10 protein-coding genes and 3 tRNA genes are annotated in these 11,759 nt (G+C 61.0%); 9 read left to right on the top strand and 4 right to left on the bottom strand.

Features of this window, described 5'->3' with window-relative positions; translation table 11 throughout:
• Positions 1 to 2: 2 nt before the first annotated feature.
• Genes sufC through sufU form a run of 5 tightly spaced genes read left to right on the top strand, consistent with a single transcriptional unit; the run spans position 3 to position 5,248 of the window.
• Positions 3 to 803 carry a Fe-S cluster assembly ATPase SufC gene (sufC, locus tag DW925_RS09020; RefSeq protein ID WP_006235561.1) on the top strand — a complete coding sequence of 267 codons (801 nt, stop codon included), beginning with the start codon at positions 3 to 5 and terminating at the stop codon, positions 801 to 803.
• 12 nt (positions 804 to 815) lie between these two features.
• Positions 816 to 2,228 carry a Fe-S cluster assembly protein SufB gene (gene sufB, locus DW925_RS09015; RefSeq protein ID WP_022094821.1) on the top strand — a complete coding sequence of 471 codons (1,413 nt, stop codon included), beginning with the start codon at positions 816 to 818 and terminating at the stop codon, positions 2,226 to 2,228.
• Complete coding sequence (locus tag DW925_RS09010) at positions 2,228 to 3,499, top strand: SufD family Fe-S cluster assembly protein (protein ID WP_117790830.1); 1,272 nt, start codon at positions 2,228 to 2,230, stop codon at positions 3,497 to 3,499. Before sufB ends, DW925_RS09010 begins: the two co-directional genes overlap by 1 nt.
• Positions 3,496 to 4,821, top strand: coding sequence for an aminotransferase class V-fold PLP-dependent enzyme (locus DW925_RS09005; protein WP_199577072.1), 1,326 nt, complete (start codon positions 3,496 to 3,498; stop codon positions 4,819 to 4,821). Before DW925_RS09010 ends, DW925_RS09005 begins: the two co-directional genes overlap by 4 nt.
• Positions 4,814 to 5,248 carry a Fe-S cluster assembly sulfur transfer protein SufU gene (sufU, locus tag DW925_RS09000; protein ID WP_117790829.1) on the top strand — a complete coding sequence of 145 codons (435 nt, stop codon included), beginning with the start codon at positions 4,814 to 4,816 and terminating at the stop codon, positions 5,246 to 5,248. Before DW925_RS09005 ends, sufU begins: the two co-directional genes overlap by 8 nt.
• 65 nt (positions 5,249 to 5,313) lie before the next feature.
• On the opposite strand, the gene DW925_RS08995 is transcribed toward sufU, so the two are convergent.
• A complete protein-coding gene (locus DW925_RS08995) occupies positions 5,314 to 6,114 on the bottom strand; it encodes a transposase (RefSeq protein ID WP_117790828.1) in 801 nt (266 codons plus the stop codon).
• Positions 6,115 to 6,517: 403 nt separating this feature from the next.
• Here DW925_RS08995 and DW925_RS08990 point away from each other — a divergent pair, with 403 nt between their 5' ends.
• The 4 genes from DW925_RS08990 (at position 6,518) to dinD (ending at position 11,080) form a co-directional block, all read left to right on the top strand.
• Positions 6,518 to 7,252 (top strand): iron-sulfur cluster assembly scaffold protein, encoded by a 735-nt coding sequence (locus tag DW925_RS08990; protein ID WP_006235554.1) that lies wholly within the window; start codon positions 6,518 to 6,520, stop codon positions 7,250 to 7,252.
• Between the two features lie 18 nt (positions 7,253 to 7,270).
• Entirely contained in the window at positions 7,271 to 8,275 is a 1,005-nt protein-coding gene (locus DW925_RS08985) for a GGGtGRT protein (RefSeq protein WP_117790827.1), read from the top strand.
• A gap of 256 nt (positions 8,276 to 8,531) precedes the next feature.
• Entirely contained in the window at positions 8,532 to 10,058 is a 1,527-nt protein-coding gene (locus DW925_RS08980; RefSeq protein WP_117790826.1) for an FAD-dependent oxidoreductase, read from the top strand.
• A gap of 161 nt (positions 10,059 to 10,219) precedes the next feature.
• The gene (gene dinD, locus DW925_RS08975) at positions 10,220 to 11,080 is read left to right on the top strand and encodes a DNA damage-inducible protein D (RefSeq protein ID WP_117629101.1); all 861 of its coding nucleotides are present in this window, start codon (positions 10,220 to 10,222) and stop codon (positions 11,078 to 11,080) included.
• A 264-nt stretch (positions 11,081 to 11,344) separates the two neighbouring features.
• Here the strand turns inward: dinD and DW925_RS08970 are convergent.
• The 3 genes from DW925_RS08970 to DW925_RS08960 all read right to left on the bottom strand — a co-directional run bounded on the left by DW925_RS08970 (position 11,345) and on the right by DW925_RS08960 (position 11,635).
• Positions 11,345 to 11,417 (bottom strand) — tRNA-Lys (locus DW925_RS08970).
• A 43-nt stretch (positions 11,418 to 11,460) separates the two neighbouring features.
• Positions 11,461 to 11,536 (bottom strand) — tRNA-Lys (locus DW925_RS08965).
• Positions 11,537 to 11,558: 22 nt separating this feature from the next.
• Positions 11,559 to 11,635: transfer RNA gene (locus DW925_RS08960), tRNA-His, on the bottom strand.
• Positions 11,636 to 11,759: the final 124 nt, after the last annotated feature.

Genomic DNA, 11,759 nt, shown 5'->3' with positions numbered 1-11,759 from the left:
GCATGAGCGCAAATCCGCTGCTTTCCATCGAAGGTCTCACCGCCTCCGTGGACGAGAAGACCATCCTTCACAACGTCAACCTCAACGTCGCCGCCGGCGAGACCCACGTGCTGATGGGACCCAACGGCGCCGGCAAGTCCACCCTCGGCCACCTGGTCATGGGCGACCCCGTCTACACGGTCAACGACGGCCGTATCGTCTTTGACGGCCAGGACATCACCGAGCTCACCACCGACAAGCGCTCGCGCGCCGGCCTGTTCCTGAGCTTCCAGGCCCCGGTCGAGATCCCGGGCGTGCCGCTGTCGAGCTTTTTGCGCGCCAGCATCGCCGGCCGCCCCGGCCTGGAGATGAAGGGCAAGGAGTTCCGCCGTCGCGTCAAGGAGCTCGCTGCCGAGCTCAACATGGATACCGCCTATCTCAACCGCGAGCTGGGCGTGGGCTTCTCGGGCGGCGAGAAGAAGAAGGTCGAGATGCTCCAGCTCCTGCTGCTGCAGCCCAAGCTCGCCATCCTCGACGAGACCGACTCAGGTCTGGACGTCGACGCGCTTTCCACCGTCAGCCACGGCATGGACGCCTACCGCAAGAGCTGCGACGGTTCCATGCTCATCATCACGCACAATACGCGCATCCTGGAACACCTGGATGTCGATCGCGTCCACGTTATGGTCAAGGGCCACATCGTGCGCGAGGACGATGCCTCGCTCATCCCCTGGATCGACAAGAACGGCTTTGAAACCTTCGAGCGCGAGGCAGCCGAGCAGCGCGCCCAGGCCGAGGCCGCCGCTGCCGAGCAGCAGGCGTAAAGGGGCGACGCAATGACCAAGAACCGCACCGAGGTCGCGGACATCGACCGCAGCCTCTACGACTTCACCTACGGCGAGGAGGGATTCGAGCGCCTCGACGCCGGCATCACGCCCGACATCGTGCGCGAGATCAGCGCCAAGAAGGACGAGCCGCAGTGGATGCTCGACCTGCGCCTCAAGTCCCTCGAGATCTTCAACCGCTTCCCGGATCCGACGTGGGGCCCCTCCATCGAGGGCCTGGACATGGACAACATCGTCACCTACGTCAAGCCCAACACCGACCAAAAGCACGACTGGGAGTCGGTGCCCGACGACATCAAGAACACCTTTGAGCGCCTGGGCATCCCCGAGGCCGAGCGTAGCTACCTGGCGGGCGTCGGCGCGCAGTACGACTCCGAGCTGGTCTACCACAACATGCAGGACACGGCGTCCAAGATGGGCATCGTCTACTCCGGTATTGAAGAAGCCCTGCACGATCCACAGTGGGAACCGCTTATCCACGAGAAGTTTATGACGCTCATCCCGCCCACCGACCACAAGTTTGCGGCCCTGCACGGCGCCGTATGGTCGGGCGGCTCGTTTGTCTACGTGCCCAAGGGCACCAAGCTCGACTTCCCGCTGCAGAGTTACTTCCGCCTCAACGCCAAGGGTGCCGGCCAGTTTGAGCACACGCTCATCATCGTCGAGGACGATGCCGACCTGCACTTTATTGAGGGTTGCTCCGCGCCCAAGTACAACGTTGCCAACCTCCACGCCGGCGCCGTTGAGCTCTTTGTGGGCAAGCGTGCACACCTGCGCTACTCGACCATCGAGAACTGGTCCAAAAACATGTACAACCTCAACACCAAGCGTGCGCGCGTGGACGAGGATGGCGACATCGAGTGGATCAGTGGCTCCTTCGGCAGCCACGTGGGCTACCTCTACCCCATGAGCGTGCTCAACGGCCGTCGCGCCCGCTCGAGCTTTACCGGCATAACCTTTGCCGGCGCCGGTCAGAACCTCGACACCGGCTGCAAGGTCGTGCTCAACGCCCCCGAGACCTCGGCAACCGTCGAGACCAAGGGCATCTCCAAGAGCGGCGGCATTCAGACCTTCCGCAGCTCCATCGTGGCCACACCCAAGGCCGAGGGCTCCAAGGCAACCGTGAGCTGCCAGTCGCTCATGCTCGACGACCAGAGCCGCTCCGACACCATCCCCGCCATGGACATCCGCGCCAAGAACGTCGACATCGGCCACGAGGCCACCATCGGCCGCATCGGCGACGACAAGGTGTTCTACCTGATGAGCCGCGGCATCTCGGAGGAAGAGGCCCGCACCATGATCGTCAACGGCTTTGCCAACCCGGTCTCCAAGGAGCTACCGCTGGAGTACGCCGTCGAAATGAACAACCTGATCAAGCTCGAGATGGAAGGAGCGATCGGATAATGAAACAGATCACCAACACCGCTGCTACCACGCTCGAGCAGGTTAATGCGATGCCTGCTGCCACTTGGGGTTGGCTCAAGATGAACCAGACCAAGCTTGAGCTTTCGGACGAGCTTGCCGTCGCTCCTGCCGAGGCCGTCGAGGTCGAGGGGCTGGACGAGCAGTTCCGCGGTGCTGTCGACACCTTCGACGCCGCCATGAACGCCATGGCCGAGCGCTTCCCCGAGCGCCGCGCCTCCGCCCCCGGTGATGCCGCCGACCGCGCCCGCATCACGCCCGAGACCGAGCTCGACGTGCCCGCCACCTCCGTCTACCAGGCCGGTGCCATTAAGCTCGAGGAGGAGCTCTCCCCCGCTGAAGCCTTCGAAACCGGCATGGGCGAGGCTGCCTACGCCTACTTGGCCGAGCACGCTACCAAGTGCATCGTCATCGATGTGCCCGCATACAAGCACGCCACGGTTGCTGTGCGCGTGAGCGGTGTCGATGCCGCCGCGGCCATCGCCGCCATCGACGTCGTCGCCCGCCCGCAGGCAACGCTCGACCTGCAGATCGCCCTGGACTCCCCCATTGCCGGCGAGGGTGTCGTGGGCTCCGTGCTACGCGTGTGCTCCCACGAGTACGCCATCGTCAACGTGACCTGCACGCAGACGCTCGACGATAGCTGGATCGCGCTCGACGACACCGGCCTGTTCCTGGACGAGGGTGCGCGCGTCAACGTGCAGCACACCGTCCTGGGTGCCGGCGCCAGCGCCACCGGCCTTGCCGGCGACCTGCTGGGCGATACCGCCAAGGTGACGATCGATACCGATTACCTAGGTGCACGCGAACAGGTGCGCGACTTTAACTACGAGCTGCGCCACCGCGGCCGCAAGACCGAGTGCGAGATCGACGCCAACGGCGTGCTGACTGGCACGTCCAAGAAGGTCTACCGCGGCACCATCGACCTCGTGCACGGCTGCAAGGGCGCAACCGGCACCGAGCGCGAGACCGTACTGCTCGCCAACAAGGGCGTCGACAACAAAACCGTCCCCGTCATCCTCTGCGACGAGGACGACGTCGCCGGCAACCACGGCGCCACCATCGGTCACGTCCGCGACGAGCAGCTGTTCTATCTCGCCTGCCGCGGCCTTGACCAAAACGCCGCCGAGGACCTGTTCATCCGCGCCAAGCTGGAGGACGCCGCGCTTTCCGCCACCGACGAGCGCACCCGCGCAGCCGTCGTCCGCCTGGGAAACAACCTGATCGACAACTTTGAAGAGGAGCTCGCATGATCGACACCGAGCACGTTAAATGCGACACCTGTACTGCCCCCGAGCCCATGGAGCTCGACGTCAGCGACGAGGCCTCGCGCGGCTGGCCTACCGTAGACATCGAGACCAACCCCTACAAGGCACAGTTCCCGCTGTTCCAGCAGCATCCCGAGATCGCCTTCCTCGATAGTGCCGCCACCGCGCAGCGTCCCGCCTGCGTGCTCGACGCCGAGCGCGATTTCTACCAGCGCATGAACGCCAACCCCCTGCGCGGCCTGTACTCGCTGTCCGTCGAGGCCACCGACGCCATCGCGAAGGTCCGCCAACAGATCGCCGACCTCATCGGCGCCTCACAGGCCAACGAGATCGTCTTCACCCGCAACACGAGCGAGTCGCTCAACCTGGTCGCCAAGAGCTTTGCGCCCACAGTGCTCGAGCCCGGTGACGAGGTCGTCATCACTATCATGGAGCACCACTCCAACCTGATTCCGTGGCAGCAGGTCTGCCGCGAGACCGGCGCCGAGCTCGTCTACCTCTACCCCACCAAGACCGGCCAGCTCACCACCGAGGAGGTTCTGTCCAAGGTGGGTCCCAAGACCAAGATCCTGGCCGTGGGACAGGTCTCTAACGTGCTGGGCGTCGAGAACCCGGTCAAGAATCTCGGCAAGCTCGTGCACAAGTACGGCGGCTACCTGGTCGTCGACGGCGCGCAGTCGCTGCCGCACATGCCGGTCGATGTGGCCGACCTGGGCGCCGACTTCTTTGCCTTTAGTGCGCACAAGGCCATGGGCCCCATGGGCATCGGCGTGCTGTGGGGCAAGATGGACCTGCTCAACGCCATGCCGCCCATGCTTACCGGCGGCGAGATGATCGATTCGGTCACCGAGCAGGACGCCGTCTGGGCTCCCGTCCCCGAGAAGTTCGAGGCCGGCACGCAGGACGCCGCCGGCATCTTCGCCACGGGTGCCGCACTCGATTACCTGGTCAACACGGTGGGTTACGAGAACATCCAGGCACGCGAGCAGGCACTCGTCCACTACCTGATGGGCGAGCTCATGCAGCTCGACTTTGTTCAGATCATCGGCTCGATCTACTGGGACAACCACCACGGCGTCGTGAGCTTTAACGTCAAGGGCATCCACCCGCACGACGTCGCGAGCATCATGGACATGGACGGCGTCTGCATCCGTGCCGGCCACCACTGCGCGCAGCCGCTGCTCACCTGGCTGGGCGTCGAGAACCTTGCCTGCTGCCGCGCCAGCGTGGCCTTCTACAACGACAAGGCCGACATCGACAAGTTCATCGCCGGCCTGCATCACGTTTGGAGCACGTTCAATGGGTAATCTGTACACCTCCACCACATTTATGGAGCACAACTCGCACCCCGACTATAAATACGAGATGGATGCTCCCACGCACGAGCACGACGGCATCAACCCCAGCTGCGGCGACGAGCTCACCTTGCAGCTGCGCGTCGAGAACGATGTAATCGAGGAGGCCTCCTTTACCGGCCACGGCTGCGCCATCAGTCAGGCCAGTGCCGACATCATGGCCGACCTCATCACCGGCGAGACCGTCGAGGAGGCACGTCGCTTGGCGGGACTCTTCCTCGCTATGATCCGCGGCGAGAAGCTCTCCGAGGAGGACCTGGAAGACCTAGATGAAGCCGCCCAGCTCCAGGACATCTCACACATGCCCGCCCGCGTCAAGTGCGCCGAGCTCGCCTGGCGCACCCTCGACGGCATGCTCACGGGACAAAATAATCAGTAGTATTTGTCCCAAATCTTAAGAATTTTGTTGGCCGAATCGCTTGACAAGGGTGGTTCGGCCATTTTCTATTCCGAGCCCTCAGCCTGAGCCTTCACCCGCGCATAAGCGCGCACGATACGAGAGACGGTACTCTTGCTGATTCCCGTATACCGTTCAATCTCGCGCACCGTGTAGCCGCCATCGTGCAGGGCGAAAATGATTCCGTCTCGCCGCGCGGGTGCTACGGTCTTGAGCTCATTGAGCGGAACACCCAGGCGCTTCGCCATCTTGTCGGCAAACGCACGCCGCTCCCACTCCGTCTCATCCATATCGTGAATCACCGGATCGGAACCATCGGCCATCGACAGAGAATAATCCAGAAACCCCTTGGCAGACTCAAAGAGCTCGAGCACACAAGAAGGGTCCGAAAATCCCCTCGTCGTATCGTTGTCATACGCTCTCAGATACTCGGCAAAGCTGCTCCAGGGATAACGCTCGATCAGGGCGATACCCGCCTCCTGCGGATTAGCGTGAACATAGCGAATGGCAGCCATTAGATAACGGTCGGTATCGAGCGAGCGCCGGTCAAAACGGTTCTGGAACAGATGACCCGTGCGCCCCGTGCGTTTATTGAACCGCCGCGCGTACGTCAAAAGCAGCCGGTGCATCGCCGCGCTCATCGCGTCCTCGTAATCTGCAAGCACCAAATGCACGTGATTGCCCATAAGGCACCAGGCGATAACCGTCACGCCCGCCTCGCGGCAGTAATCGCGCATCAGCTCCAAAAACTCCCACCGGTCTTCATCGCCCTCAAAGATGAGCTGCTTGCCCGCACCGCGGGCACAGACATGGTAAAAGCCGGTAACCGTTCTCCAAACGCGCTGCATGGCGCCCCCTTCGCCGGGATCTGCTTGCCATCCAATACAGCACGATTGAAGCGTGCCATCAAAACATTCACGCAAAACAATACACTCGCGCGGCCAAAGGCAGTAAACGGGCGGCGAACGGCACCGTTGCAACAGGTCAGACCCCGCAACGCATACAAGAGCTGACCAAAAGCTTGCCCAAGACGAACCCCCTCTACGGAAGTTCGCGACCACAGAACATATAGTTAAACCGTTTCAATTAAAACTTCCGGACTTCTCGCTACGAAAACTAAGCCGTTCGCCGAATATTCCGTGCATTTCGCGGTATTATAGGGGCTGCATGTCATGTCCCTTTCGAAGGGTCGCCCGGCAATCGCCAGCCACGACCCCCAGACGGGACGCCAACACGATAGAGAGGAGAGGCATGCAGTACTCACAGGAAGTGGAGAACATGTGCCCCGTTGCCAAGGGTGCATACCACGGCCCCGCACCCATCCCCGAGGAGGGCAAGTGGGTCCAGGCTAAGGAGATTTCCGACATCTCCGGTCTTACGCACGGTGTGGGTTGGTGCGCACCTCAGCAGGGCGCCTGCAAGCTCACGCTGAACGTCAAGGACGGCATCATCGAGGAGGCCCTCGTTGAGACCATCGGCTGCTCGGGCATGACCCACTCTGCCGCCATGGCTTCCGAGATCCTTCCCGGTAAGACCATCCTCGAGGCCCTCAACACCGACCTCGTCTGCGACGCCATCAACGTTGCTATGCGCGAGATCTTCCTGCAGATCGTTTACGGCCGCAGCCAGACCGCGTTCTCCGAGGGCGGCCTGCCCGTGGGCGCCTCCCTCGACGACCTCGGCAAGGGCCTTCGCTCTCAGGTCGGCACCATGTTCGGCACCAAGGCCAAGGGCGCTCGTTACCTCGAGCTCGCTCAGGGCTACGTCACCCGCATGGCTCTCAACGACAAGAACGAGATCATCGCGTTCGAGTTCCTGAACCTCGGCAAGTTCACCGACGCCGTCAAGGCTGGCAAGACCCCCGAGGAGGCCATCGCTGGCGCTATGGGCCACTATGGTCAGTGGGAGAACGCTGCCAAGTACATCGACCCGCGCACCGACGAGGAGACTCACTCCGTCGCCAGCGTGTTCCCGGTTCACGAGTAGAAAGGGAGGGAAATAACTATGACTGTTACGTTCGAAGGTTACGAGCGCCGCGCTGACAAGATCAACAAGTGCCTCGCCGACAACGGCATCGCCTCCCTCGAGGAAGCTCTGCAGATCTGCACCGACAAGGGCTTCAACCCGCGTGAGATCGTCAACAACACCCAGTCCATCGCCTTCCAGAACGCCGAGTGGGCCTACACCCTCGGTTGCGCTCTCGCTGTCAAGCGTGGCGCCAAGACCGCTTCTGAGGCTGCCGCCATCATCGGCGAGGGCATCCAGGCCTTCACCGTTCCCGGCTCCGTCGCCGAGGACCGCAAGGTCGGTCTGGGCCACGGCAACCTGGGCGCTATGCTGCTCTCCGACGACACCGAGTGCTTCGCCTTCCTGGCCGGCCACGAGTCCTTCGCTGCCGCCGAGGGCGCTATCGGCCTGGCTCTGAACGCCAACAAGGCTCGCAAGAAGCCGCTGCGCGTTATCCTCAACGGTCTGGGCAAGGACGCCGCTCAGATCATCGCTCGCATCAACGGCTTCACCTATGTGAAGACCCAGTTCGACTACTACACGGGCGAGCTCAAGGTCGTCGAGACCATCCCCTACTCCGATGGTCCCCGCGCTGCCGTTAACTGCTACGGCTCCGACGACGTCCGCGAGGGCGTTGCCATCATGTGGCACGAGAACGTCGACATCTCGATCACCGGTAACTCCACCAACCCCACGCGCTTCCAGCACCCCGTCGCTGGCACCTACAAGAAGGAGCGCATCGAGGCTGGCAAGAAGTACTTCTCCGTCGCTTCTGGTGGCGGCACTGGTCGTACTCTGCACCCGGACAACATGGGCGCCGGCCCTGCCTCTTACGGCATGACCGACACCATGGGTCGCATGCACTCCGACGCCCAGTTCGCCGGTTCTTCCTCCGTGCCTGCGCACGTCGACATGATGGGTCTCATCGGCATGGGCAACAACCCCATGGTCGGTGCCACCGTCGCCTGCGCTGTCGCCGTCGAGGAGGCCCTCAAGGCCTAATCGCGCCCGCGCGATGCTCATATAGTTGAGCTTTGGAGCCGCTACCTTTCGAGGTAGCGGCTCTTTTTGTTTGCGCTGCTGCAGGGTGGCTAACGCCAATATATCAGTTGGGGCGATATACGAGATGTGATGAAATGGAGCATCAGAACGCCCATGACGCCCACCTGCCATATGTGCCCTTTACCGATTTGCCGAGTCTTTGCGGCCCCATTGCCGATCACCCGTGCGACAATGCGCCGGACGAGAAAGGAATCCGATGGAATCGACTGATGTACTGGTAATTGGATCTGGCATTGCGGGACTTTGCGCCGCCATCGAAGCGGCACGCACGGGTGCAACCGTCACTGTGGCAAGCGCCGGCAAGACTATGAGTGGATCAAGCTTCTTCCCCGGAACCTGGGGCTTGGGGCTTATCGGACCCGTTAACGAAGACGACGAACAAGACCTTATCGATACCATCCAGACCGTTGGTGGCGGCGTCGCCGACCCCGATCTTGTCCAGACGTTTGTCCACAGCATTCCCCAGGCAATTGAATGGCTCGAGCAAGACCTGGGCGTTGAGCTCCAGCGTCCGCAAAGCGCCGAGAGCGCCCAGCAAAAGCAGTTTATCCCCTGCTTTGACCACAAGACGCGCATGTGGCGCGGCCTCACCCGCAAACCCCTTGAGGACGCTCTGACAGCCCGGATCGAGTCGCTCGGCATTCGCCTGCTCCCCCGCCATGAGCTTATCGACCTTGTTGAGGACACGAACGGCAGAATAACCGGAACCGTGCTCTACGACCTCACCGAAAATCGAATCGTGCCCTTTGCTGCCAAGGCCACGATCATCGCAGCCGGTGGCACAAGCGGCCTGTTCGAGCGCAGCCTTACGTCGGCTGATGTGCTCAGCTCCTCGCAGGCCATCGCGCTGGCGCACGGCGCAACACTTACTAATATAGAGTTCATGCAGATGATGCCCGGCTTCATCGAGCCCAAGCGAAACCTTGTATTTAACGAGAAGACCTGGCGCTACGTCAAGTTCGACCAGTCGGTCGATATTGCCGACGGCAAGCTAAACGATCTGCTCGAGCAACGCTCCGGATATGGTCCCTTCACTTCGCGTCTGGATTCTCGCGCTATCGACCTAGCCATCGACCAAGCGGGAGCCGAAGACCTGGCGCTCCACTACGACTTCCCCCGCGAGGACGTCCCCGAGTTTGTGCAGACCTTTGCCACCTGGCTACAAGACGAGCACGGCATCGCGCCGACCGACGAGATGCGCGTGGCGATGTATGCCCACGCCGCCAACGGCGGTATCAAAATCGACAGGACCGCGCAAACGGGCGTTGAGGGCCTCTACGCTTGCGGTGAGGCAACAGGCGGCATGCACGGCGCCGACCGCATCGGCGGCTTGTCGAGTGCCAATGGCATCGTATTCGGGCGCATCGCGGGCGCATCGGCAGCTCGAGCAGCGCTGGACGCTCCCGAGGCGGCCGCTCCGATGGATATCGCCCTCCCTCAGTATGGCATTGCCACAACAGATGCCGAACGCCTGACACACAGCCTTAAGCACACGATGAGCACCTATTGCATGATCAACAGGACCGAAGCAGGTCTATCCAAGGCCCTGCAACAGCTTGAAAGCCTGAAAGACGAGGCAACTGCGCTGAGCAAGCCGCATGCCAATGACAGCGAGATCGCAGCCCTCGCCCGCCTGCAATCGCAGAATCAGCTGGCAACGGAGATGGTCAAAGCCATGCGCAAGCGGACCGAAAGCCTGGGTTCGCACTATCGATCGAATTAAACTGGACACCTATCTAGAGCAGAGCACAACTAATCGATATCTATGGGCCCCGTGACCTCGAAGTGGCACGGGGCCCATTCGTGTCCGCACGGCAGCGTATCCTTATTCTGAGTACAGAGCGGGCAAAGCGCGCATAGACAATAGATCAGCGAGGAGGAGATATGGACAGTAGAGATATCGAGAAGTGGCGTGTCGAACTTGATAGCTACGCCAATGTGGAAGACGGCGTTGAGTATTGGCTCGCACGCGATTTAATGGAACCCATGGGGTACACTCGATGGGAGAACTTTGCCGAAGTTGTTAAGAGGGCAAAAGTCTCGTGCGAAACAAACAAAACTCCAGTTGATTCCCATTTTCGTGACACCACGAAAATGGTAACTGCCGGTGTCGCCGCTCGCGCGGTTAAAGACTACAAGCTTACGCGCTATGCATGCTATTTAATCGCCCAAAACGGAGATTCAAACAAGCCAGAGATCGCGCTCGCCCAGGCGTACTTCGCCGTGCAGACGCGCCGCCAAGAGCTCATAGAGCAGCGCTTCGCAGAGATTCAGCGCTTGCAGGCGCGCCACTCGCTATCTGATTCAGAGAAACAGCTCTCGGGTATTGCGTTCAAACGCGGCGTGGACTCCAAAGGATTCGCAATCATCAAGTCGAAGGGCGATGAAGCGTTATTCGGCGGCAGAAGCACGGCGGAAATGAAGCAACAGCTCGGCGTATCCAAGAGCTCGGCATTGGCGGACGGGCTAGCCGATGTTCTCATCAAAGCAAAGGACCTTACGAACTCGATGACGGCCTTCAACGCCGAGGAACACGACCTGTACGGTCTGGACCAGATCAAGCAAGAGCACGTCGAGAACAACACAAGCGTGCGTGGCAGCCTCATCGACCGCGGAATTGTACCTGAGAACCTACCGCCTGCCGAAGATACAAAAAAGCTCGAGCGTCGCGTGAAGGCAGACGAGAAGAAACTCAAGGAAGGTACTGACGGTTTTACCGATCCCCAGGGTAGACTCGATCTGTGAAAGCGGCCGTGCCCTTTCGGGTTCGACCCCATGAAAGGTCAACAAAAAAGACGGTCAACTATCGCTGACCGTCTTAACATGCTTTGGTGGGCCGTCAGGGGGTCAGCCTGCTTTGCAGGCGGCCGCTGCGGCGCTTTGCGCCTTGCGCGCTGCGTTGGTAAATGCTTACGCATTTCCTCAGCTTCGCGCCCCGACGGGTTCGACCCCATGCGAGGTCAACAAAAAAGCGACCAGCCTAAGCCAGTCGCTTTAACATACATTGGGTGGGCCGTCAGGGGGTCGAACCCTGGACCTTGGGATTAAGAGTCCCCTGCTCTACCAACTGAGCTAACGACCCAAAGCTAAAGTCCGTCGTAGCGGACTTTAGAGGAGATATCGTGTGGTGGGCCGTCAGGGGGTCGAACCCTGGACCTTGGGATTAAGAGTCCCCTGCTCTACCAACTGAGCTAACGACCCGATATCAACACGAAGCAAGAACTGGGGTGGGTAAAGGGACTCGAACCCTCGACCTACGGGACCACAACCCGTCGCTCTAGCCAACTGAGCTACACCCACCGTGTCCTGTGCGCTTCGCACTCGACTATTATTGCAAGGAACGCCACGCGATGCAAGCCCCAATTTTCAAGAATTTTGAAAAGGGTTGATTTCCGATCTCAGCCGAACACATTGAGCAAATAGG

The organism is Collinsella sp. AM43-1 (assembly GCF_003467925.1).
GTDB lineage: Bacteria > Actinomycetota > Coriobacteriia > Coriobacteriales > Coriobacteriaceae > Collinsella.
This window is presented reverse-complemented; position numbering and strand designations above follow the sequence as displayed.